The organism is Candidatus Avedoeria danica (assembly GCA_016703025.1).
Lineage (GTDB): Bacteria > Chloroflexota > Anaerolineae > Epilineales > Epilineaceae > Avedoeria > Avedoeria danica.
Genome location: JADJCV010000002.1, coordinates 192,454 through 216,739, shown reverse-complemented (window position 1 = coordinate 216,739; position 24,286 = coordinate 192,454). Strand labels below are relative to the sequence as shown.

General features: G+C 71.2%; 18 protein-coding genes. 6 read left to right on the top strand and 12 right to left on the bottom strand.

Annotation, left to right across the window (positions count from 1 at the left end):
- Window positions 1-177 precede the first annotated feature (177 nt).
- The 8 genes from IPG72_01955 to IPG72_01920 all read right to left on the bottom strand — a co-directional run bounded on the left by IPG72_01955 (window position 178) and on the right by IPG72_01920 (window position 8,155).
- Window positions 178-549 (bottom strand): VOC family protein, encoded by a 372-nt coding sequence (locus IPG72_01955; protein MBK6767800.1) that lies wholly within the window; start codon window positions 547-549, stop codon window positions 178-180.
- An 80-nt stretch (window positions 550-629) separates the two neighbouring features.
- Complete coding sequence (locus IPG72_01950; GenBank protein MBK6767799.1) at window positions 630-1,193, bottom strand: hypothetical protein; 564 nt, start codon at window positions 1,191-1,193, stop codon at window positions 630-632.
- Complete coding sequence (locus IPG72_01945; protein MBK6767798.1) at window positions 1,136-1,771, bottom strand: helicase-associated domain-containing protein; 636 nt, start codon at window positions 1,769-1,771, stop codon at window positions 1,136-1,138. Before IPG72_01945 ends, IPG72_01950 begins: the two co-directional genes overlap by 58 nt.
- Window positions 1,768-3,165: a hypothetical protein gene (locus tag IPG72_01940; protein ID MBK6767797.1), complete on the bottom strand. Its 1,398-nt coding sequence runs from the start codon at window positions 3,163-3,165 to the stop codon at window positions 1,768-1,770. Before IPG72_01940 ends, IPG72_01945 begins: the two co-directional genes overlap by 4 nt.
- 11 nt (window positions 3,166-3,176) lie before the next feature.
- Window positions 3,177-5,138 carry a hypothetical protein gene (locus IPG72_01935; GenBank protein ID MBK6767796.1) on the bottom strand — a complete coding sequence of 654 codons (1,962 nt, stop codon included), beginning with the start codon at window positions 5,136-5,138 and terminating at the stop codon, window positions 3,177-3,179.
- Window positions 5,135-6,853, bottom strand: coding sequence for a DEAD/DEAH box helicase (locus IPG72_01930; protein ID MBK6767795.1), 1,719 nt, complete (start codon window positions 6,851-6,853; stop codon window positions 5,135-5,137). Before IPG72_01930 ends, IPG72_01935 begins: the two co-directional genes overlap by 4 nt.
- A gap of 46 nt (window positions 6,854-6,899) precedes the next feature.
- Window positions 6,900-7,271, bottom strand: coding sequence for a hypothetical protein (locus IPG72_01925; protein MBK6767794.1), 372 nt, complete (start codon window positions 7,269-7,271; stop codon window positions 6,900-6,902).
- A gap of 185 nt (window positions 7,272-7,456) precedes the next feature.
- Window positions 7,457-8,155 (bottom strand): hypothetical protein, encoded by a 699-nt coding sequence (locus IPG72_01920; protein MBK6767793.1) that lies wholly within the window; start codon window positions 8,153-8,155, stop codon window positions 7,457-7,459.
- A gap of 488 nt (window positions 8,156-8,643) precedes the next feature.
- On the opposite strand from IPG72_01920, the gene IPG72_01915 reads away from it, so the two are divergent.
- The 4 genes from IPG72_01915 to IPG72_01900 all read left to right on the top strand — a co-directional run bounded on the left by IPG72_01915 (window position 8,644) and on the right by IPG72_01900 (window position 15,054).
- Window positions 8,644-10,953 (top strand): cytochrome c, encoded by a 2,310-nt coding sequence (locus tag IPG72_01915; GenBank protein MBK6767792.1) that lies wholly within the window; start codon window positions 8,644-8,646, stop codon window positions 10,951-10,953.
- 55 nt (window positions 10,954-11,008) lie between these two features.
- A complete protein-coding gene (locus tag IPG72_01910; GenBank protein MBK6767791.1) occupies window positions 11,009-11,926 on the top strand; it encodes a hypothetical protein in 918 nt (305 codons plus the stop codon).
- A 21-nt stretch (window positions 11,927-11,947) separates the two neighbouring features.
- Complete coding sequence (locus IPG72_01905; GenBank protein MBK6767790.1) at window positions 11,948-13,495, top strand: cytochrome c; 1,548 nt, start codon at window positions 11,948-11,950, stop codon at window positions 13,493-13,495.
- 74 nt (window positions 13,496-13,569) lie between these two features.
- On the top strand, window positions 13,570-15,054 hold the full coding sequence (locus IPG72_01900) for a hypothetical protein (GenBank protein MBK6767789.1): 1,485 nt from the start codon (window positions 13,570-13,572) through the stop codon (window positions 15,052-15,054).
- Between the two features lie 2,766 nt (window positions 15,055-17,820).
- Here the strand turns inward: IPG72_01900 and IPG72_01895 are convergent.
- Together IPG72_01895 and IPG72_01890 are read right to left on the bottom strand one after the other, a co-directional pair.
- Entirely contained in the window at window positions 17,821-18,237 is a 417-nt protein-coding gene (locus tag IPG72_01895) for a DUF1801 domain-containing protein (GenBank protein MBK6767788.1), read from the bottom strand.
- Window positions 18,230-18,817 (bottom strand): DUF1211 domain-containing protein, encoded by a 588-nt coding sequence (locus tag IPG72_01890; GenBank protein ID MBK6767787.1) that lies wholly within the window; start codon window positions 18,815-18,817, stop codon window positions 18,230-18,232. Before IPG72_01890 ends, IPG72_01895 begins: the two co-directional genes overlap by 8 nt.
- A gap of 137 nt (window positions 18,818-18,954) precedes the next feature.
- Between IPG72_01890 and IPG72_01885 the strand changes: the two genes are divergently transcribed.
- The gene (locus IPG72_01885) at window positions 18,955-21,726 is read left to right on the top strand and encodes a tetratricopeptide repeat protein (protein ID MBK6767786.1); all 2,772 of its coding nucleotides are present in this window, start codon (window positions 18,955-18,957) and stop codon (window positions 21,724-21,726) included.
- Between the two features lie 41 nt (window positions 21,727-21,767).
- Here IPG72_01885 and IPG72_01880 read toward each other — a convergent pair whose 3' ends face one another.
- A complete protein-coding gene (locus tag IPG72_01880; protein MBK6767785.1) occupies window positions 21,768-22,343 on the bottom strand; it encodes a DUF4287 domain-containing protein in 576 nt (191 codons plus the stop codon).
- Window positions 22,344-22,462: 119 nt separating this feature from the next.
- On the bottom strand, window positions 22,463-23,512 hold the full coding sequence (locus IPG72_01875) for a caspase family protein (protein MBK6767784.1): 1,050 nt from the start codon (window positions 23,510-23,512) through the stop codon (window positions 22,463-22,465).
- A gap of 105 nt (window positions 23,513-23,617) precedes the next feature.
- Here IPG72_01875 and IPG72_01870 point away from each other — a divergent pair, with 105 nt between their 5' ends.
- Window positions 23,618-24,277, top strand: coding sequence for a DinB family protein (locus tag IPG72_01870; protein ID MBK6767783.1), 660 nt, complete (start codon window positions 23,618-23,620; stop codon window positions 24,275-24,277).
- Window positions 24,278-24,286 lie beyond the last annotated feature (9 nt).

Here is a 24,286-nt window from a genome sequence, read left to right as displayed (position 1 = left end):
GGCGTCGCCCCGCTCGCCGCATCGACAATTCGACGGGCGCGGTGGGCCGGGGCGCTGCGGACGTGGCGACCAGCATAGGGTCAAATCGCACGCCCTGAACGCCGCGAAACCGCCGCGCCGCCGCCGTCTACCCGACGCAGAAGGCGCGAAACCGTCGCAATCAGCCCCCACCCCACCCTACCGATGCTGATCCACCAACACCGGATTCCCATCCGGATCCACCACCACGAAGCTCCCCGGCCCCGTCGTGCTCTCATCCGCCTCCGTCATGAACGTCACGCCCTGCGCCTTCAGCCGGCGTTGCAGCTCGCGGACGTCGGTGAACTCCGCCATGGGCTGGGCGTTCTGGTCCCAGCCGGGGTTGAACGTCAGCATGTTCTTCTCGAACATCCCTTGGAACAGCCCGATGATGTGGTCACCGTTCTTCAGGATCAGCCAGCCTTGCGCCGCGTCGCCGCCCATGGTGGTGAAGCCCAGCTTGTCGTAGAAGGCCCGTGACGCCGCCAGATCTTTCACCGTCAGGCTGATCGAAAACGCGCCGAGATCCATCGGGTTTGCCATTCCATGCTCCTTCATGTCGTTCTCAGGTCGGGTTGACCGGATTGCCCTTCAACGGCCTTCCATCCTTCTCACGGCCTTCCATCCTTCCCCCGCACCTCGATCCCATACTCCTCCAACACCCGCCCCACCGCCTCGATGTCCGCTTCCGCCACTTCCACCACCGGCCCCCGCGGCTTGAACCGCCGCACCAAGGCCGCCGCCCGCGGATCCGCCAGCACGTCGTGCAGCGACGCTTCGTTCGGCAGCTCGACCAACACCGGTCGATGAACCTTCGCCGAGCCGTAATGCCCGCACCACGCCTTCAGCCGCCGGTCCAGCCATTCCGGCGCCCCCCCGGCGCACAGCGTCGACCACTGCGCCAGCTGGGCCGTGGCGTCGAGGCCAAGCTCGCGCTTGGCGCGGACGGCCGAGGCTGCGGTCAGGCGCCACATGCCGGATACGGCATCCCATTCCGCCAAGCGCTGCAGCCGCCCCAGCAAGTGGAGGCTGATCACCTTGTGCCGCGGATGAACGGCGCCGTCGTCCGCCAGATCGATGCTCTGCGCCGCCGCCGGGTCGTGCCGCGTCGCCGGGGCTAGCCCGAGCCGATCGAACGTGGCCGCCAGGCGTGCCGGGTCGACGACGCGCGCCAACGGCGCATCGCCTCCACCTCCACCGCTGACACCGCCGACACCACCACCACCGACGGCACCGACACGACGCCGACCCCGCCGACCCCGCCCCCCGCCGCCACCCGCCCCATCAGCGCCGCATCCGCCGCCTGCACCAGCACCGCCCGCCGGTGGACGACGATCGTCTCATGCAGCTGCTGCCACTCGTCGATGCTGCGCGCCACGTTCTGCGGCACGTCCGCGCCGGACAGCTCGGCCAGCGCCGCCACGATCTGCCCCCCGGACAGGCCGTCCTGCTGGCCGCGGTAGACGCTCGCGCGCGTGAGCGCGTACTCCAGCACGCGGTCCGTGCCGACCCGGTCGGCGAAGCGCTCGAGGCGCATGAGCTGCGCCACCGGCACCGGGCCGATCGCCATGATGTGGAAGTTGGGCTGCACGACGATCCGGGCGCCGTGCTCGGCGTCGGCGGCGGCGTCCGGTGCGGCGGATCCGCGCCCGGCAGCCGCGCCCCGCTTCTTCGCCGACGAGGCCGACGAACCGAGCACGTGCCGCCCGAGCTCGTTCAGGCGGAACGCGACGACGTTCGCGCCGGCGTTCACGTTCGCCTTCGCCCCCGCCGCGCTCGCCTTCGCCCCCGCGTTCCCCCGCGCAGCTGCCCCGGCGTTCGTCTGCACCGTCGCCCCCGCCCCCGCCCCTCGTCCACGCCCAGGTCGCACAACCCCAGCCAATGGAGCGACTGGACGACCGAGCGGATCAACTCGGTCTCGACCCGCTCCCAGCCCTGGTTGTCGTTGGCGACGGGATCGAAGTCCCAGCCGAGCGGGTTGCCCCAGCGGCTGTAGCGGCTGTTGTAGTTGCGCGGGTTGCCGTACGAGCTGTAGGACGAGTAGTAGCCGCCGTAGGAACCGGAACCGCGCTGCGGCTCCTTTTTCAGGAGGAACTCGCGCCCCGTCCGCCGGATCACCGTCGCCGCCGCGCCGATCCCGACCCACTCGCCCGCTTGCCCGATCTCCCCGACGCGGCCGGCCACGAATGCGCGGGCGGCGAGGAGCGCCTTCGGTGCGACGGCGCGATCGCCCGCGTACGAGGTCGACCACTTGACCTTGTCCAGCTTCGTCAGCTCGTGCCAGGCGCCCATCGTCTTCCACGCGCCGAACCAGCCGCTCACACGCCCTTCCAGGGACAGCGACCAGAACCGGCTGCCCTTCTCCTCGTCCACTTGGCAGTTGCCGAAGTCCGGCCAAGCCACCAGCGAAAGCGCCTCCAGCAGGACACGCTGGAAGTGCAGGTACTGCAAATCATCTTCGCGGCTGACCACGGCCATGTCCGGCTTGGGGACCATCTGCGCTGCCAGGGCCGTCACGTCCCGCTTGCTCAGCAAGCCGGAATTGAGGAGCCGGGGCTTGTGCCGCCAGAGATAGCTCCACGTCAGATAGAGCTGCCGGCCGAACGCCGTCGCGTCGCCCGGCACCTCGCGCTCGAACGTCGGCGGACGGGGGGTCTCCAACGGCGGGGGGGGCGGCAGCTGTCCGATCACCTCGCGCGGGATCACGTACCGCACCGACGCGCCGAGCTCCGTCACCGAGGAATTCGTGCCCAGCGGCCCGCTGCCAAGGACCAGCCCGCGGACTTCGAGTCGGGCGACGATGTCCGGAAAGGCGTTGCCCTTCCGCGCTGGATTGCCGGTCGGCACTTCCCAGTCGTACCGGGCGGCCTTGGCGTCGCGCTGCACGACGCCGTCATCCTGGAGCGGCGCACGCAGCTCGTCGGCATCGGCCGTGCCGCCCATGTGCTGGAGCAGCGTCAGCGCCGCGCGCGATGCCGGATCCAGCTGCCCGATGCTCTGGCGCACATGGTCCGGCTTCGCCAGCTCCGTCGCCAGGCGGCGCACCATCTCCAGCTTGGGGACCCCGTTCTTGAACCAGCCGTTCGTCGTGCCCATGACGACGAGCGCGGTGGCCTTGTAGCCTGTGAGTAGGTCAGCGAGCGCCATCGTCGACTCGCTCATTCAGCCGCCCCCACCTCGACCCGCGGCGTGTGGCCGGCCCGCCGCAGCTCATCGAGCAGCCCATCCACGGACGCCTCGGCGACGACAAACGTCCGCGGCCCGGCCTCGCAGACCAGCGACGCGCCCAGCTTCGTCGTCGCCCGGAGCAGCCGCGCCGTCGCTTCGTCCGCCACCTCGACAAGCGCGAGGCCGGCGTAGCGGTTCACGGTCCCCCATGCGGACCACCACGTCTCGATCGCCGTCGCGACGGGCGCCGGCAGCGGCACGCCGGCCGCGGCGAGCGTGCGCACCACGTCCGCCGGCTTGGCACCCCTCTCGAAGGCGGGCTGCAGGGTGTCGGGACCGAGTCTATAGACGACGGCGGTGGTGGGGGGCGCGTCTGCCCCGCTCGCACCCGTCGCGCCTGCCGGACCGACGTATGCACCCACCGTACGCACCGCTTGAAACGGAGCGTCCGCGTTCCAGCGCACGTCGACGGTAACCGTTGCCGTCGACGCCTCCGACGTCGCCGCACCCGACTTCCCATCACCCCACCGAACGAACGGTTGCGCCGTCAACGTCGATTCGTCGCCCGTGACGATCGCCAGCCCGAGCGGCGACAGGCGCACCGCCCAGGCGCCGCCGGCCGGTGCGACGGCGGTCTCGACGAGGCCGAGCCAGCGCAGCGGGCCGCGGTGGAGGAAGGAGAACAAGGCCTCGGCCGCGCGCCGGCCGTCCTCGCCGGTGATGTCCAGCGGCTTGCCGGCGCCGTCGGCCATGCACCAGCCGTCCGCCTCGAGCGAGGGCAGGAACGTGGCGGGCCAGGCGGCGGTCACGAGGCGAGCGAGCGCCGGACCGTCCGCCCACGCTTCGTCGGATCGCCCGCGCGGGCGGGGCAGGCGGTGCAGGCCGCACAGCGCGTCCACGCGCGCGTTCGTGCAGCTTGCGTGGTACTGCTGAATCGTGTTGCGCCAGTAGTCGGCCGATCGCCGGTGCTGCAGCCGGGCGTCGGCGCGGACGAGCTGCGACACGTCGTCCCAGGTGGGGTACCGCAGCTGCAGCCAGGTGAACAGCGTCGTCATCGCCCGTTCGCCGGGCGACAGGGATAACCACTGTTCGACGACCGCCGGATCGATCGCCCCGCCCTTCGTGCCCTCGACGACGATCAGCCCCAGACCCACGAGCTGCGCCGCGACGAACGCGCTGCGCCCTTCGTCCGGATCGCCGATGGCAGCGGCGATCGCGTCGCGCGCGGCGCCGGCAAGCGGCGACATCGCCGGCGGGATCCGCATCGAGCGCGGCGCCCCGCGGGCTTGCCCCGGCGCCTCGCCGCGAAGGGTGGGCCAATGGCCGTGCATTTCCACCGTCTGGTCGCCGAACGGCTTGGTCGTCGGGATCTTGCCCAGCCGGCCAAGCGCCAGCGAACCGGCAAGGACGTCCGCCACCCCATCGCCGGCGGGTTCACGGCGCCACGATGCCGACACCTTGGTCACGGGGGTCCACGCCGGCGGCGGGGGCACGACCGCCAGCGGCCACGGGACGCGCAGCGAAGGCGGCGATGTCGTGCCGTCTCCCAGGACGAGACCGCGCTCGATCGCCGTGTCGAGCGCGCGGTTGCCGACGTGCAGCGGCGGCTTGATCCGCGCCGTCATCGGCAGCGCGGACTGCAAGCGGTCGAACGCCGCGGCCAGCGACGACCGCGTGTCGATGCCGAGCCAAGCGAGCGCGCTCAGCAGCGGCTGCACGTCGGCGGGCAGCGCGGCGGCCGCCGATGCCGCGCTGGTACGGTCCGCGTAATGCCGCTCGATCTGCAGGACGATGTCATCCCGCTTGAGCCCCGTGAGCGGCCAGCCGAAGCCCCGGGCGATGGCGCGGAGCTGCGGCATCGTCAGCGCCGCGATGCCGGCGGCGATGACCTGGCGGTCTTCGAAGATGCGCGCACGGAGGGGGATGGTGGGGGGCGACTTGTCGGGGATCATGACGCCGCCGCTCGCTCAGCCGCCCGCTCCGGCTCGAACGCCGCCACCTCGTGCCCATACAGAATCCGATACCGATACCCCTGCTCCGTCAGGAACATCTGCCGGTTGGCCGCGAACTCCTGGTCGCGCGTATCGCGGCTGACCAAGGTATAGAAGTGCGCCTGGCCGCCGTCGCTCTTCGGCCGCAGGATGCGCCCGAGCCGCTGCGCCTCCTCCTGGCGGCTGCCGAACGTCCCGCTCACCTGGATGGCCACGTTCGCGTCCGGCAGGTCGATCGCGAAGTTGGCCACCTTGGAGACGACGAGTCGCTTGGCCGTGCCCTCGCGCAACTCGCGGTAGCGCCGCTCGCGCTCGGCCGTCGACGTCTTGCCGGTGACGAGCGGGATGTCGTAGCGCTGGGCGATCGTCTCGAGCTGTTCGATGTACTGGCCGATGATGAGCACGGTGTCGTCTTCGTGCTTGGCCAGCAAGTCGCCGACGAGGTCGACCTTGACCGGGTTCTGGGCGGCGACGGCGTACTTGAGGCGCTCCTCGGCCACCGCGTACGCCATCCGCTGCGCCTCGGGCAGATCGATGCGGATCTCCGTGCAGTCCGCGGTGGCGATCCAGCCCTGGCGCTCGAGGTCCTTCCACGGCACGTCGTACTTCTTGGGGCCGATCAGCGCGAAGACGTCGTCCGCACGGCCGTCCTCGCGCACGAGGGTGGCGGTGAGGCCGAGGCGGCGGCGGGCCTGGATGTCCGCGGTCGCGCGGAAGACGGGGGCCGGAAGGAGGTGGACCTCGTCGTAGATGATCAGGCCCCACTCGCGCTCGTTGAAGATGCTCAGGTGCGGGTAGGCGCCGCTGCTCCGATGGTACGTGAGCGTCTGATAGGTCGTGATCGTGATGGACCGGATGGACTTCACCTCGCCGCTGTACTCGCCGACGGACTCGCGCGGGACGTCCGTCTTGTCGACGATCTCCTCGATCCACTGCCGCGCCGCCACGGTGCTCGGCGAGATGATCAGCGTGCTGGCGTTCACGGCGGCCATGATCCCGAGCCCGACGACCGTCTTGCCCGCCCCGCACGGCAGGACGATCACCCCGCTGCCGCCGTGCGCCGCGCCGTCCGCGTAGAAGATGTCCGCCGCCTCGCTCTGGTACTCCCGCAGCCTGAACGGCAGCGCCGTCGCGATCGACGTGTCGCGCAGCGCGATCTCGAACCGCTCGCCCTCGACATAGCCGGCCAAGTCCTCGGGCGGGTAGCCGATCTTGAGCAGCGCCTGCTTCACCGGCCCGCGCATCGCCGGCTCGATCGCCACGCGGAAGCGCTCGGGGCGCGCGGCGATGAGGGCGCGGATCGCCTTGTGGTTGCAGATCTCGGTGATCAGCGCCTCATCGTTGGCAACGACGAACAGATCGGCGCCGTCCTTGACGAGCTTCAGGCGCCCGTAGCGCGACATCTGGTCGAGGATGTCGCGCCGGACGTTCTCGGGCAGATCGTACTTGCCGTACTCGGCCAGCGTCGCCACGACGCCCTGCGCCTGCATGCCGCTGGCCGCCGCGTTCCACAAGGACAGCGGCGTGATGCGGTAGGTGTGGATGTGCTCGGGCGACTTCTCGAGCTCGGCGAACCGCGCCAAGCGGTCGCGCACCTCGTCGTAGCGCGGGCTGTCCACCTCGACGAGGACGCTGCGGTCGGATTGGACGATGAGGGGGTTGCCGGGGGTGAACATGCGGGCAATGGTATGCGGATCGAGCGCGCCGGGCGACCGCCACCGCCTAACCGTCCGTCGTCACCTGGACGTCCACGATGTGTTGAACGTCCTCAAACAGGCGCCTCGGCGTGTCGACATGGACGGTGTACGTGAACCAGCTGCCCTTCATCGGCGCCTCACCCACCCAGTCGATGACGTAGCGATTTTGCTCCACGCCATTCTTCTGCCACGTGTAGGCCGCATAACCGTAGACACCCTTGGCAACGGACTTGTACGCCGTTGTCGTTCCGGCCGGAACGTCGCCGAACGTGATCTCTTCCCACGGAAAGTGGACGACCAAGCCCGTGATGTCCTCTACGCCGTCGTTGGCGATGCGCAGCTGTGGGCCGGCATCGACCGCTCGGGCGGTCGATGCCAGGCCGCGCGGTCCGTGCATCCAGCGACCATCAGCCCGACGGCTACGATGGCCAGTGCGCGCCTCGTCGAACGCATTGGCCGCCCCTGTGTGAACCGATGGTACGACGCCATCAGGTCCTTCACCGTCAAGCTGACCGAAGAGGCGCCGGCCGGGCCCTGTGCTGGGGGCCGCCGGGCCGACGCCGACCGTTCGAGGGGCACAGCCTATTCAGGCCGGACCCCGCGCGCCAGTCCGCGCGCTCGTCCGCCCACCCCCATCCAACCGCACACCACCGGTCCGCCGTGCGCGTCTTTCCCCGGGGGCGCCGCCCCGCCCGGCGACGGCGCACCATCGCCTTCCGTCGTCGGCAACCCGTCGAACCCCCGCATGTACCCCTCCCGCCCGTCCACCTGCCTTCGCGCCGCCGCCGACAGCTCCGGGTCGCCGACGGCGATCGCGTGGATGTGCGGCACCGAGCCGGCAAACACCGAGTCGGGACCGCGGTACCACGCGGCGAAGCCGGCCAGCCGGAGGGCGCGGACCATCGCCTCGACCTCGCCGAAGAGGCGCGACGCAGGCTGTCGCGGGTCGCGAATCGAAATGTCGACGGCGCCGCCGCCCGCATGGGTGCCGAAGCTGCCCGCGACGGCGTCCGTGTAGGAGCCCTGGACGACGCGCAGGAGATCGCCGGGGCCGCCGTAGATCGTCTGGGCGGTTTCGAGCATGGCGAGCGTGCGGGCGTTCAGCGTTTCGCCCTTGAACGGCACGCGGGTCATGTCGTCGACCGGTTTGCGGCAGGCGAGGGGGTGGCGGCGCAGGGCGGCGAGGCGAGGTTCGGCCACTTCGCCGTACGCCGTCGGCGGTAATGCAATCGCGCACCACAGGGCGGCCGCGACGATGAGTGCGCTCGATGGGCACCTCATGGGGTACGGATCCCAGTCGACTTGATGGGGGGTGGGGCCATACGCTCCGGACCCATGATAACCCCTTGTTTTCCCCTCGCCCAAGTGATAGGCTGTGCCCCCAGCCGACCCGGTCTCCCGTGCCCGCCCCCGCGAGGTGCCCGATGATGCCGTCGACCGTCGCCCCCCGTCGCCTCTCGACCGCGGCGCTCGCCGCCGTGGCGCTCGCCGCCGCCGTGGCCGTGGCCGTGTTCGTCGTGCCGCTTCGGTCGCCGTTCGGCCGCGCGACGCCCCGGTCGCTGGCCGCCCCGATCGCCCAAGGCGTCGTGACGGACACGGTCGCGGTCACGACGACGACCGTGACGACTACAACGACGGCGACGACTGCCGTCACGTCGACCTCCGCCCTGAGCGCAACCCTCGCCGACTCCGCCGCCCCGAACCTCGCCGCCGCCCCCGGCTACCGCGCCGACCCCCGCCTCACCCGCTCCGAGAACGCCGGTCGCGAGATCTGGTTCAACGCCACGGCCGGCAACGCGCGCTTCCACACGTACACGTTCCAGCAGCGGATGGGCGCCACGATCGACTGGTTCCGGGTGCTGAACGCGCGCGAGCGGGAGGATCGCTTCAAGATCTGGGGGCTGATCAACAACCCGTTCTGCTGCGAGCCCGGTTCGCCCGGCTGCCCGGCGAAGTCGCTCGAGGAAACGTTCGGCCTGGACTGGTGCGAGGGGGACGACGAGCTGCTGCCGTTCGTCGGCCAAGAGGGCTATCGCGACCCGGCGTGCGACTTCGAGGACGCGCCGCTCGCGCCGGACGACGTCCACGGCACGACGGACCAGCGCGAGAGCGCGTGCGGCCTGGCGTTCGGGACGTCGGCGGGGGCGATGGGGCTGCGGAAGTTCCCGAACCCGCGGTTCGATCGTGAAGCGTGGCTGGCGACGACCGGGTCGCCGGCGACGTGGGAAGGGTTCGGCAGCCCGCTCGATGGTGCGATCGGCGACAACCGCCTGGCGGACGGCTCGATCGAGCCGCCGTTCCTCATCGGCATGGCGTGCGGCGCGTGCCACATCGCGTTCGATCCCTTGAATCCGCCCGCCGACCCGGCCAAGCCCGAGTGGGCGAACCTGGACGGGCTCGTCGGCAACCAGTACGCCCGCTTCTCCGAGATCATGGCCTCCGGGATGCCGACGAACAGCATCGAGTGGCAGATCTTCGTCCCGGCCCGCCCCGGCGCCACGGACACGTCGGCCGTCCCGAACGACGGCGTGTCGAACCCCGGCACGCAGAACGCGCTCATCAACCTCGGCCAGCGGCCCGTCCATCCGCACGACGTCGTGAAGTGGCGCAAGGCGGCGGCCTGCCCGGCGGGGGCGGACGAGCGCAGCTGCTGGTGCGAGCCGGGGCGGACGGGCAAGTGCTGGGAGCGCAGCCGGCAGACGGAGGACGTCCACAACATCCTGAAGGGCGGCGAGGACAGCATCGGCGCCCGCGAGGCCGTGCAGCGTGTCTTCTTTAATATCGGCAGCTGCGCCGAAGCGTGCTGGGTGAACCACCTGACGGACCTGCGCCAGCCGGATCCCAAGCAGCGCGGCTACGGCCAGACGCCGTTCGACATCGGCCAGTGCCGGCGCGACTGCCCGAACTTCCGCGCCGTCGAGGACCGGCTGGACGATATCGTCCACTTCCTCCTCACCGCCCGCCCGTCCGACTTGTACGTCGCCCGCGGCCTGCCGGACGAGGCGGCGCTCGAAACCGAGCTCGACGCCGAGTTCGCGGCCGACTTCGGCGCGCCGACGGGCGCCGTGGCGCGCGGGCGCGCCGTGTTCACCGAAACGTGCGCCGGGTGCCACTCCTCGCAGAACGTCGATGCGGACGGAGAGGCCCATCCGACGGAGGACTACCGCGCCACGCTCGATGGCCGTCCGGACCTCCGCCTGGACTGGCTGGGCAGCGACGAGCCGATACCGGCACAGGAGGTCGGGACGTTCCGCGGCCGGTCCCTCCACTCCAACCACATGGCCGGCCACGTCTGGGAGGAGTACGGCTCGGACACGCTCCGCGCCCGCCCGGCCGACCCCGCGATCCGCGAGCCGAGCGACGGCGGGCGCGGGTACTACCGCGTCCCGTCCCTGCTGAGCGTCTGGGCGCACGCGCCGCTCCTGCACAACAACGCGATGGGGCCGGAGCTTTGCGGCGGCGCCTCGCCCGCGCGCGAGCTCTACCGCTCACCTTACGTCGATGCCGCCGGCAAGCCGTTGGCCGACCCGCCGCCGTGCTGGCCGTACGACCCGTCCGTGGCGGGCCGGTTCGCGCTCTTCAAAGCATCCGTGGCCGACCTGCTGAACCCCGACGCGCGGAAGTTGAAGACGATGCTCCTCAGCGAGGACATCGTCCGCGCCTTCAGCCCAGCCCTCGCGGACGACGCGGACGACGCGGACGACGCGGACGACGCCAAGCTCCGGCTTGCCATCCGAATTCCACAGGGCGTGCCGGTGGCGATGATCGGCAGCCTCGACTACAAACGCCTGCTGGCCGACCTCGTGCGCACCCGTACGGCGCGTGCCGAACTGACCGCCGACCTGCAAGCGCGCTACGGCGACGAAGCCCCCGGCCTGCTCGCCGAGCTGGACGGGATCGCCACGGCCGTCGTGGCCGACCCGACGGGCGTGATCGACGCCTTCGGCGACCACATGGACGCGATCCTGCGTCTGTACGCCAGCAACACGATGTACCTCGAGAACGAGGGCCACACGTTCGGCGAGGATCTATCGCCGGCGGACAAGGCGGCGCTGACGGCGTTCCTGGCGACGCTGTAACACAGGCCGCCGAACGCCCTCGACACACACCGACCCGACCCCCAGGAGGCGTCCCATGGCCGACTTCATGACACGCGCACGTACGTGGCTCGCCGGCGTGTGGCGTCGGCCATGGGTGCGCTTTGGCCTGGCCGGGGCGATCGTCGCCGTGCTGGCGTTCGCCTGGAACGTGCGCTTTGGCCCGCCGCCGCGCGTCGGCTACGGACCGATCTGCGAACCGACCGACGCCGGCTGCAAGCCGTATGACTTCGCGCGCCTGGAGCACGAGCTGCCGCTGACGGATGCGGAGATCGCCAAGATCACGCCTGCCAACATCAAGCACGCCAGCCAGGAGCAGGTCGATCAGATCTACGCCCGCCTGTCCGCCGGCCCCATTCCCGACGGCGCGTTCGACGGCGACTTGTTCTTCGCCCGCGGCGACGACGGCGGCACACGCCTGGCCGAGATCCTCGGCGCGCCGCTCCTGGGCACGGCCGCGGACGCCAAGATCGACCGGATCGAGCACCTCGGCCGCTTCCTGTGGAAGGGCAAGGTCTTCTACCGCGACGAGCAGTTGCTCCGCAACCGGATCGAGGACGTCGACGGCCTCGCCCGGCTCCTCGGGATCGACACGTCCGCGCTGATGACGATGCAGGACGGCGTGCGGGACGCGTGGCTGCTCTTCCCGGCCAGGCTCCACTGCGGCCAGAGCCTGTTGGACGGACGGCGGGAGTCGATCGTCATCGACTACGCCTTCACGGACGCGCTGCCGGGGTACGTCGCCAACCCGGACGCGCTGGCCGGGCGGGACGGGCTGGCGGTGCGGGACGAGATCCGGATGGTCCGGCCCGGCTTCTACCTCGGCCGCGCCTACCTTCGCCGGATCTTCGCGCTGAACTTCACGCTCGTCAGCGCGGACGCCGCGCGGGCGGCCGAATCGTCGTCCGCGCCGCCGGCAGAGGATTGCTTCGCCGGCATGCAGGCGCGCGAGTGAGCCCCATCGGAGGACCGTGCCATGGCTGATCCCGACGCCAATCCCGACCCCCCATCCCCCTTCGCCGTCGCCTGGCGGCGCGTGATCGCCCGTCTCCGCACGCGCACCGCCAAGCAGTTCGCCGTGGCCGCCGTCGTGCTCGCCGCGCTGTACCTGGGGGTGCGCTTCCTCGGCGCGCCGGCGCCCGCACGGTTCGCGGACGATGTCGACCACTTCAAGTACGGCTCGATCGGCAGCGAGCACGTCTTCGGGGTGCCGGTGAACATGTGGCACGCGCTGCCCGAGCTGTTCGCCGACAAGCTGCCGCCGGCAGGCGGCTACGCGTCGATCGGGATGGTCTACGAGGACGGCCACGACCTGCCGGTCGGGACGACGGTGCGTCGGGTGATGGGCTTCGATCGGGTCTGGCTGAACTGCGCCGTATGCCACACCGGCACGGTGCGGGACGCGCCGGACGCCAAGCCGACCGTCTATGCCGGCATGCCGGCGAACACGTTCGACTTCCGGGCGTTCATGCGGTTCTTCCTCGAGGCCGCGCCGGACCGCCGCTTCACCCCCGATCGGATCCTGCGGCAGATCGCGGTGCGCGAGGAAGCGGGGCGCGGACGCGGCTACGACGCGCTCGACACGTTCCTGCTGCGGTTCATCGGCATCTACTGGTTCCGCGAGCGCACGCTCATGGTGAAGGACCGGCTGCGGATCTTCGATGAGCAGCCGGAGTGGGGCCCCGGCCGGGTGGACACGTTCAACGCCGCCAAGGTCCTCTTCGGCTTCCCGACGGACGCGCTGCCCGCGCGCGAGAAGGTCGGCACGGCCGACTTCCCGTCCATCTGGAACCAGGCGGCGCGCGAAGGGATGCAGTTGCACTGGGACGGCAACAACACGTCCGTGGCCGAGCGCAACCGGAGCGCCGCGCTCGGCGCCGGCGCGACGCCCCCGACGCTCGAGGGCGCGTCGATGGACCGCATCGAACGCTGGATCGGCACGCTGAAACAGCCGCCGTACCCGTATGACGTCGACCCGGCACTGGCCGCCAGGGGCGCGCCGATCTACGCCCGCCTCTGCGCCGACTGCCATGGCGCGAGCGGTTCCGACTTCACCGGCCGGTATGTCGGGCAGGTCGTGCCGATCGACCGGATCGGCACGGACCGCCACCGCCTGGACTCATACACGCTCGAGCTGAGCGCGAACCAGAACACGCTCTACACGGGTTACGAGGAGCGCCGCTTCAAGCACTTCCGCAAGACGAACGGCTACGCGAACATGCCCCTCGACGGCGCCTGGCTCCGCGCGCCGTACCTGCACAACGGCTCCGTGCCGACGCTGCGCCTCCTGCTCGAGCCGCAAGAGAACCGCCCGGCGGCGTTCTACCGCGGCAACGACGTCTACGACCCGGCGCAGGTCGGCTTCGTGTTCACCGTGGCCGACTACGGGCCGTCCCGCCGCTTCTTCCGCTACGACGTCGCGCTGCCCGGCAACGGCAACGGCGGGCACGAGGGGGCGGCGTACGGGACGGCGCTGACGGATGCGGAGAAGGACGCGCTCGTCGAGCACCTGAAGACGTTCTGACGCTTCCCCGTTGCCGGCCCGATTCGGCGCCACGAAAGGCGGCTCCAATGGATCCTGAGCACGATCTCCGCGACATCCGTACCTGGAAGCGCTGGTTCAAGACCCCTGCCGGCAAACGCTGCCTGGCCGTCGTCGCGATCGTCGCCGTGCTGCTCGGCTACATCGCCTGGTACAAGGGCTTCCGCGTCGTGCCGCAGCCGGCGCGGATCACGGACGATCCGGCGATGCGGTTCAAGTACGGCTCGCTGGGCTCCGAGGAGGACTACGGGATCCCGTACTACGTCTGGCTCGTGTTGCCGCGCGTCTTCCCCGACCTGCTGCCCGGGCCGGGCGGCTACGCCTCGTTCGGCTTCCCGTGGGAGCCGGGCGAGGAGACGCCGGTGGGCTTCAGCAAGAAGACGATGGGCTTCCCGCGGATCACGAACAACTGCGCGCTGTGCCACACCTCGATGGTCCGCACCGAGGAGGACGCCGAGCGGATGTTCATCGCCACCGGGCCGAACCACACGGCGCGGCTGCAGGCGTACATCCGCTTCATCTCGAAGGCCTCCAAGGACCCGCGCTTCAACGCCGACGAGATCCTCGCCGAGATCGAGCCCGTCGTCGAGCTCGACTTGATCGACAAGCTCCTCTACCGCTACCTGATCATCCCGATCACGCGCGACCGCCTGGCTGCGCGCGACGCGGACTTCGACTGGATGAACCTGCCCGGCTGGACGGAGTGGGGCCCCGGCCGCGACGATCCGATGAACCTGACGAAGTACTTCATGACCGAGATGCCGGTGGACGACACGATCGGCAATGCCGACTTCCCGTCCGTCTGGAACCTCGGCATCCGCCAGGACCACTCGATGAACTGGGCCGGCGAGACGGAATCCTCGCGGGCGGTGATCATCGACTCGGCGCTCGGGCTGGGGATGCCGCCGACGGCCGCGAACGTGCGGTTGGCGGAGGACATCGACTCCTGGCTACAGGAGGTGCCGCCGCCGCCGTACCCGCTCGACATCGACGCCGCGCTGGCCGCGGAGGGCCGGCCGATCTACGAGGCGGAGTGCGCGTCGTGCCACGAGGCGGGCGGTACGGACTACGGGAAGGTCGTCCCGATCGACGAGATCGGCACGGACCGCGAGCGGCTGGACACGTGGAGCCAGGCGGCGGCCGACGCCGCGAACGCCAAGGTGGCAAGCTTCGGCATCACCCGCAAGGACATGGTCTTCCGCGACGGCTACGTCGCCCAGCCGCTGGACGGCGTCTGGCTGCGCGCGCCCTACCTCCACAACGGCGCCGTGCCGAACCTGCGCGCCCTGCTCCGCCCCGCGTCCGCCCGCCCCACCGACTTCTACCGCGGCTTCGACGTCTACGATCCGGTGAACGTCGGCTTCATGTCGAGCTGCGCCGACGCGAACGCCCGGCTGAAGGACGGCTGCGCCGAGCTGAAGCGCGTCGGGACGCTCTTCGACACGCGGCGGCGGGGGAACGGGAAGGGGGGGCATGCGTACGGGACGGATCTCGGGACGGCCGAGGTGGATGCGCTGATCGAGTACATGAAGACGTTGTAGACGCCGTCGCCCGGGCGGTCCGAACGGGCAGCGGCGATCGGCGCATGCCGGCTGCCGTAGGGCATGTAGATGCGATGCCGCGGGGCGGGCGACGGCGTCGAGCTGTGTTCGCTCGTCGGGTTCAAGGTGGGCGTCGGCTCCTGCGAGGGTATCCGGCTGGCGATGGCGGTGGCGGTCGGAACGGCGGTCTCTGCGGTCGTGGCCGTCGGCGTCGGCGTCGCCGACGGCATCCCGCCCCCGTCCCCGAACGGATCGCGGTAGATCAGGATCCGGCTGCGGTTGTGGTCCGACATGTACAGGTTGCCGTAGCGGTCGAAGGCGCCTTGGAGCGACATCGAGAAGTAGTCGCGCAAGGTGTCGCGGGGCGGGCCGTCGGCCAGGACGTCGTCGAAGAGAAGCGGGAAGCGGGCGGTGTTCAGGCCGCCGATGTACGGGTTCACGCCGACGACCATTCGGTTCATCATGGCGAGCGTGACTTGCCCGTCCTTGCCGAAGAAGGCGGGATCGAACGGCCCGCAGAGGGGCGAGCGGCAGTCAGGCTCCTCGAAGCTGCCCTGGCGGCCGAAAACGCGCGACGCCGGGATGCCGAACGTCACGCGCTGCGCGTTGGTCGGCAGGCGGTCGCCATCCCACAGGAGCAGGCGGTGGTTGCCGTCGAACTCGCGGGCGTGGTCGGCGACGACGAGGTTGCCGAGACCCTGGAACGCCAGGCCGCCGGGCGCGCACAGGCTGTCCTGGGCGGGCGCGCGGCTGCCGCAGCCGCGGTTGCACGCGCGCCCGTTATCGTTCGCCTGGCCGAGCACGACGTCGACGCTCGGTACCCCTGCGGGTTGCACGTTGGCGATGCGGAAGACGCGGTTGAAATCGCGATCCGAGACCCAGATGCTGTTGCCCGAGACATCGACGGCTAGGTCGCCGATCGCGACCGATGCGGACCAATGGAACGAGCGGCTGCCCCCATCCACGACCACCGGCGAACGCAGCACGTGGCTTGGTTGGGCGCTGGCAGTGAGCGGCATGACGTACGAGGAAAGGGTCGCACCGCCGGCGCTGTGCAGTGCCCACAGGTGCGCCGGAAGCGGACCGATGTTCTGGTAGACGAACTCGGCGTCGAGCCGCCCGAAGTAGTCCCCGCCGCCCGACATCGTCACCGCGTCGGGCTGGCCGACGACGCCGTCCGCCGGCTGTCCGTTCACCGCATCCCAGGGCCGATTCCAAAACAGCAGCCGATCCTGGTCGGCGACGATCAGCTGGTCGCCGGCGATGGTCATGCCGTTCACGACGAACAACCGGCCGCCGTCGACCTCGTTGGGCATGCGGACGTTGCGCGCGGACGAGAGCAGGAAGGCGTCCGGCTCGATCGACCGTGCGTTCGGCGGCGGCGCGGGGTGGTGCAGCAGCGCCTGGTGCGTCCAGCCGCTCTGCAGCACATTGCCGTCGCGGTCGATGCCCGGCCCGCCCCAATCGCCTCCGGCGAAGTAGCCGAGCGCCTGGACCTCGTTGCGGCCGCGGAAGCGCACGAGGCGCCGGTTGAAGGCGTCGTTCACCCACAGGTCGCCGTCCGGGCCGATCTCAAGGCCGGGCGGGCGATCCATGCCGCTGCCGAGCGTGTAGCCGGCGGGCATCCCGCTGCGCAGCGGCGGTTCGTACGCCAGGACGCGGCTGTTGTAGGTGTCCGCCACGTAGACCGTGCCGCGCTCGTCCACCCGCACGGCGCCGGGCGCGTTCAGGCCGGCGAGGTCGGCGCTGCTGCCGTGGGCCACGAGGTCGCCCTGGCCGAGGACGAGGTCGGCCGTGGGCGCCGGCACGTCGCCGTCCGCGCCGCGCGGGAAGCGCAGCACGCGGTGGTTCTGCTTGTCCGTCACCCAGAGGTTGCCCGCACCGTCGACGGCGACGCCGGCCTCGATCGTGCCGTGGCCGTTCGGCGGCGCGAGGCAGAGGCTCTCGGCGTCCGGCGGGCCGGTGGAGCCGCGGCCGCGGTTGCACGCCTGGCCGTTGAAGTCGGCCTGGCCCCAGACGTGATCGGCCACGGCGTCCGTCTCGAACGGCCGGTCGTAGCGCAGGACGCGGTGGTTGAAGAAGTCCGGTACGTACAGGTTGCCCGCCGGATCGACGGCCATCGTGGCGGCCGAGCCGCCCTCGAGGATGCTGAGCTGGTCGACCCGCAGCAGGCACAACGTGGATGCGCTCGGCGCGGGCGGCACGGGGTAGGACTGGAACGCGCTGTCGCCGTTGCAGGCCGACTCGCCGGCGAGGCTGGTTTGGCCGAGGACGATGTCGGCCGGTTTGTCGCGGTCGAGGAAGCACGTCGATCCCGGGCAGTCCGCGTTCGACGTGCACGCGCCGCCGGCGCTCGGGCCGGCGGCGCACGTGCCGAGGTGCCGCAGGCCGAGGACGCGGTTGTTGCCGGCATCGTAGACATAGACGCGGTTCGGCTGGACGGTGCGATCGACGAGCACGCCGTTGGGGTTGAAGAGGCGGTTCGCGACGACCTTGTTGGGGGTGACGATGTGGAAGTCGGGCTGGCCGAGGATCGTGTCGGCCCAGAGGTCGCCGGCGACGCCGCGCACGGGCTGGACAGCGGTCGGCGCCTGGGCGGTGGTCGTCGAGTGGGCGGCTGGTATCGAGCGAGCGGCCGTCGGGCCGAGGAGCGTCACGGCGGCCGCTGCCGTCGCGGCGGCAAGGGCGCGTGCGGAGGGCGTGGGGACTCGGTGCGGGCGGAGGGCGGTCGGGCGGCGGTGGGTGGGCGTCATCGCATCCTTCGTCCTACGGGTTCGTCGCGCGCATGTGTGCCACGGACGCCGTCACAAGCTCGCGCAGCACATCGACATCGATGTCGGACAACCGTTTGATGTAGAGGCACGACTTGCCGATCGTGTGCTTGCCGAGGCGGGCCAGCAGCGCTTCGTAGTCGTCGTACCCGGACATGAGGTAGAGCGTCAGGTTCTGCTTGCGGGGCGAGAAGCCGGCCAGGAACCAGTCGCCCTCGCGGCCGCTGGCGTAGCGATAGTGGTAGCGGCCGAAGCCGACGATGGCCGGCCCCCACATCTCGGCCTCGGCGCCGGTGACGCCGGCCATGAGGTCGGCGACGGCCAGGCAGTCGGCGCGCCGACCCTCGTCCGGGATCGCGGCCAGGAAATCCGCCACGCTGGCGTCGGTGCGCCGGGTCTTGAGCTCAGCCATCGGTCCTCCCGAGCGTTCGTTCGATGCGGCGGTCGGGCACGAGCCAGATGATGGCCACCAGCGCGTAGAGCGCGCACGAGGCCCATGGTGCGGCAAAGGCCAGCGTGATGGCGGCGGCATAGATCGCGAGCGAGATCTTGCCCTTGAAGTCGCGCCCGAGCGCCGTCGCCAGCGCCGAGTCGCGCTCGTGGCCGGCCAGAAGGGCACGGGTCAAGATGAAGTACGCCACGGCAGCCATCAGCAGGACGACGCCGTAGAGAACGACCGGGTCGCCCGCAAACCCGCTCTCGCCCATCCAGGCCGTGGCGAAGGGCACGAGCGACAGCCAGAACAGGAGGTGCATGTTGGCCCACAAGACGCGGCCGTCGACGTGGTGGACGATCTGGAACAGGTGGTGGTGGTTGTTCCAGTAGATGCCGAGGTAGATGAAGCTCAACACGTAGCTGAGGAACACCGGCGTCAGCGCGACGAGGGACGAGAGGCCCGCGCCGTGCTCCGGCGGATGCAGCTCGAGAACCATGATCGTGAGGATGATGGCGATGACGGCGTCGCTGAAGGCTTCGAGGCGGCTCTTGGTCATTCGGAAGCTCCGGAGGTTCGAGGACGTCGGGCGCGATCGATGTCGCCGACATCTATATCATGAGCGGCGCTCGGCGAACATTCGCCCGGCCGATAACTTCTACGCGCGCGCGATCGCCTCAGCGAGTCCGCATCCCCATGACCCCGCCCACCGGCACCGTCACCTTCCTGTTCACCGACATCGAGGGCAGCACGCGCCGCTGGGACGCGGACCCTGCGGCCATGTCGGAGGCCGTCGCGCGCCACGACGCGCTCGTCCGCGCGGCGATCGAGGGTGCCGGCGGCTACGTGTTCAAGACGCTGGGCGATGCGTTCTGCGCGGCGTTCACCGACGCATCGGCCGCGGTCGTCGCAGCGACGGTGGCGCAGCGGGCGATCGACGAGACGGACTGGACGGCCGTCGGCGGCGTGCGGATTCGGGCGGCCATCCACGCCGGCGCCGCCGACGAGCGGGACGGGGACTACTTCGGGCCACCGCTGAACCGCACCGCGCGGCTGATGGGCGTGGCGCACGGCGGGCAAACCGTCCTGTCGCGCGCCGCCCGCGACCTCGTCGGCGACGACCTTCCGGCGGGCGCTTCGCTGCGCGACCTCGGCGAACACCGCCTGCGCGACCTGAGCCGCAGCGAACACGTTTTCCAGCTCGTCGTGCCGGGGCTGCCGGACGACTTCCCCGTGCTCCTCAGCTTGGGCCAGCGGCCGAACAACCTGCCCGTCGAGACGGCCAGCTTCGTCGGCCGCGAGCGCGAGCTCGAAGCGCTGCTGGAGCGCCTGCCAGAGGCGCGGGTGCTCACGCTGTCCGGCATCGGCGGCACCGGAAAAACGCGCCTGGCGCTGCAGCTCGCGGCGGCGGCGCTGGACGACTACCCGAACGGCACGTGGTTCGTCGAGCTGGCGCCGCTCGCCGCGCCGGAGCTCGTCGCGTCGACCGTTGCAGCCGTACTGGGCGTGCGGGAGCTGCCGGGGCAGACGATCGAGGCGGCGCTGCTGGACCACCTGGCGGACAAGCGCCTGCTGCTCGTGCTCGACAACTGCGAGCACGTCGTCGAGGCCGCGGCCCGACTGGCGGAGGCCATCGTGCGGCGTTGCCCGAACGTCCGGATCGTCGCCACGAGCCGGGAAGCGCTGGCAATTCCCGGCGAGCACGTGTTCCCGGTGCCGCCGCTCGGTCTGCCGGCATCGGAGGACGACGCGCCTGCGTCCATCGCGGCGGCGGAGGGCGTCCGGCTGTTCGTCGAGCGCGCGCAGGCCGTCGTGCCGCGGTTCGACGTCACGACGGACAACGCCGGCACAATCGCCGAGCTGTGCCGCCGGCTGGATGGGATCCCGCTCGCAATCGAGCTCGCGGCGGCGCGGACGCGGATGATGTCGCCCACGCAGATCCTCGAGCGGCTCGACCAGCGATTCCAGCTCCTGACGGGCGGGAGCCGAACCGCCGAGCCGCGGCAGCAGACGCTGCGCGCCGCGATCGCCTGGAGCTACGACCTCCTACCCACCGAAGAGCAGGCGCTGCTCCAACGGCTGTCCGTCTTCCGCGGCGGCTGGGCGCTCGCGGCCGCGGCCGCGGTCGGCGCCGACGTCGCCGAGGACGAGTGGGCGACGCTCGACCTCCTGACCCGCCTCGTCGACAAGTCCCTCGTCGTGGCCACCGAGACGGACGCCGGGATCCGCTTCGGGATGCTCGAGTCCGTCCGTGATTTCGCCCACGAGGCCGCCCTGACGATGGGCGGTCCGGACCGCCCCGCTGCGCCCGCCGCGCGATCTGCTTCGTCCGCGCCGTCCGCGCCGTCCGCGACGACCGGATCGGGCGCCGAGGTGCGCTTCGGCCTGTCCGAGTCCGTACGCGCCTTCGCGCACGAGGCCGCGGAGGCGGCGGGCACGCTTGACGGTGCCCGGGCGCGGCACCGGGCGTACTACGCCGCGCTCGTGGCGGAGCTCGAGCCGCACCTGAACTCCACCCGCGGTGCGGAGGCCCTCGTCCGCTTCGACCTCGAGCACGACAACTTCCGCGCCGCGCTCGACACGGCGCAGGGGGATGCCGCGGCGGAAGCGCTCCGGATCGTCGCGCTGCTTTGGCGGTTCTGGGAGCTGCGCTCGATCCTCACCGAAGGGCGGTCCCGGCTGGAGCACGCCATCGCCGCCGGCGGCGACGCCGATCGGATGCTGCGCGGGCGAGTCCGCTACGGCCTGGCCGTTCTCCTCATGCGCCTCGGCGACCCCGTCGCGGCGCGCCGTGAGCTCGACGCCTGCGTGGCCGACGTCGGCGACGGCCTGTCCCGGGCCGGCATGCGCCACATCCATAACCTCCACGGCCTCGTCGCGATCCTGTCCGGTGACCTCGCGGAGGCCCGGACGCACTACGTCGCCAGCCTCGCCCTGGCCGAGGAGGAGACCGGTCCGGAGCGGACCTTTGCAATCGCCAACGAGCTGAACAACGTCGGCATCGTCGACATCCTCCAAGACGAGCCGGCCGCGGCGCAGCACGTGTTCCAGCGCGCCCTGGACCTTCTCCCGGACGGCGCCGACAACATCGTCGCAACGCTGCGGTTCAACAAGGGCAGCGGGGCGCTCGTCGCCGGCGACGTATCCACCGCCGCCGCCGACTTCGGGGAGAGCCTCGCGCGACGGCGCGTCCTGAACGATCCGTGGGGCATCCTGCTGTGCGTCGCCGCCGCCGGCTGGGTGGCCGCCGCACGCGGCGAGGCCGAACGCGCCGCGACGCTGTTGTCCGCGGCCGAGGCGAAGCTGGCCGCCCTCGGGCGCCCGTTCGAGCTCCTCCAGCAGCGCTGCCAGGACGATGCGCATGCCCGCGTCGCCGCCGCGTTGGACCCTGCGACGCACGCGGCGGCAACGGCCGTGGGACGGGCGATGGCTTGGGACGAGGCGATGGCGCGGGCGAGCGAGGGTTGAGTGCCGCCGTCCCGCACCGTCCGCATCGTCACCCCACACCGTCACCCCGCCTGCTCGTACGCCGCCCGCAACCACCCCGCCAGCGACTCGTCCACCTCGCCCGCGTCCGCCAGCTTGACCTTGTACTGGCACATCCCGCCGGCCGGCTGGGCGATCAGGCGGTCCGTGCCGTCGACGCCCTTCATGTTCAGACCGACCTCGAAGCGCGTGTTCGTGGCCGGGCCGAGCATGGCGAACTGCTTCTTGCGGCGCAGGCTGAGGTAACCCTTCTTGGGCGCGATCTCGAAGTCGCCGAGGCCGCGGGCGGCGCGCATCACCGCATCGTGCAGCGGGCGCATGTGGGCCTTGGGGCCGGCGTAGATCTCGGCGACGACGTCGTCGATCGAGGCGCCGCTGGCCTCGGCAGCGGTCTGGCCGTCCGTGGCGAGGGCCATGTGGACGAGCGTGTTCGCGTCACCGTGGCCGAGGCCGAGGTTGGCCATCGCCCAGTCGCGCAGCTGGCCGTGCTTGGCCAGGCCGGTGGCGGTGAGGAGGGCGCGCAGCTCGTCGAGCGACTTGCCGGCTTTCGTTTCGATGTTGCGCAGCTGGGTGTCGCGGGCCTGGTCGAGGGTGCTCATCGTAACTGCCTCCTGTGGTGCGTGGCGTGGGGAAGACTCGGGGAGCGATGCTCGGCGCGAGTATGGCACGATCCTCGGTTCCGAACAAACGTTCGATTTCGCCGGGCGGTTCGTCGCGACTACGACCTCGCCCGCGGTCGGATCCGCGCCGTCGACACCCACTCGTCGTTGCTGTGGTCGTAGCCGTCGTAGTGGATGTGGTGGACGCCCGCGATGCAGTCGTGAACGCGGGCGGGGTACCACTCCTTGTTCCACAGGACCTCCACAAGCGTGCCGGCCGGGTAGCGCGGCCGCTTCGCCTCCCGGATGCGGTCCGCGGTCACCCACTCGTCGTCCGTGTCGTCGTAGCCGAAGTAGTGGACGTGGAACCGGCCGCCGCCGCTGTCGATGATCTGCGCCGGGTACCAGACATCGTTCTGGAGCACCTCGACCCGCCGGCCGACGTCGGCGCTGGGGCGGGGGCGGGCGGCGGCGACGATCGTCTGCGGGTCGAAGTCGCCGACGATGCGGAAGGTGGCCAGCTGCTCCTCCGCGAACGCAAGGTTGGCGGCGACCTGATCGGCCATCTCCCGGAGCGTGATCGTCCGGCTGCCGTCCGAGTCGGCGTAGGCTTGGCCGCGCAGCGCGGCGTAGATGCCCTCGGTGAACGTCCAGTTGCCGGTGGACAGCTCGCTGGCGAGCGACGAGACGAGGGTCGCGTAGGCCACCCGATCCCCGTGGTCGTCGACGGCGTCGGCCAGGCCGCCGGAGTAGCAGCAGTCGGCCAGGAGGAGGGCGTGGGAGCCGCCGAAGTGGCGCTCGATCGCCTTCGGGATCTCGGCGACCGGCCAGCCGTGGTTGCGCGGGTCGCCGGCGTCGTGGCTGGCGAAGTACGTCACGCCGCGGTCGCTGCGTGCGCCGTGGCCGGCGAAGTAGACGACGAGGAGGTCGCCGGGGCGGGCGGCGGCCAGGTGGTCGTCGAATGCGTCGCGGACCGTCGCGGTCGTCGCCGCGCGGTCCTGGAGGTAGACGATCTGATCGGCGGGGATGCCCTGCGCCCGGAAGTGCTCGACGAGCCGCTGGTCGCGGCGGCGCTCCTGGGGAAACGGCGGGTAGTCATCGGCGTGGCGCCACTCCAGGATGCCGACGACGAAGACGCGCACGCGGGCGGGGTCCCAGCCGAGGATCATGGGGTCGGGGCTCCTTGCGTGGGGGGTGGGGGTGCGGAGTATTCTACGGCGATGGGATCGTTGCGGCGCCTCGATCAGCGCCCGCGTCCTTCGAAGGAGAAGCGCATGAACCTGGATGCCGCCCGCGAACAGCTCGCCGCCAACGCCGACGCCATCGCCGCGCTCGTCCGGCCGGTCGACGGCGACGGGGCGCGCTGGAAGCCGTCGCCCGAGGCGTGGACCATCCTGGAGGTGGTCTGCCACCTGGCCGACGAGGAGCGGGACGACTTCCGGACCCGCGTCGCGCTGACGCTCCAGGACCCGACGCTGCCATGGCCGCCGATCGACCCGGGCGGCTGGGTGACGGCGCGGGACTACGCGTCGCGCGATCTGGGAGCGGCGCTCGCGGACTTCCTGGCGGAGCGGGAGCGGTCGCTGGCGTGGCTGGGCGGGCTCGCGAGTGCGGGTGTCGACGGCGCGGCCGACCGCCTCGTCGATCCGGCGTGGGACAACGCGGCGCGCCATCCGGCCGGCTTCACGATCCGGGCGGGTGATCTGATGGCGTCGTGGCTGGCGCATGATCTGCTGCACGTGCGGCAGATCGTGGAGTTGCGGTATGGGGCCATGGCGGGTGGGGTCGACGGGGCCGTGGGCGATGGCGGGCGCGACGATGGCGGGGGTGCCAATGTCGCCGGCGGCGAAGACGCGGCGGCGGGCGAGGCTGCTGGTGCGGGCGCTGGGGACGGTGGCCGCGCGTGGGACGTCCGGTACGCCGGGGAGTGGTAGGCGGTCACC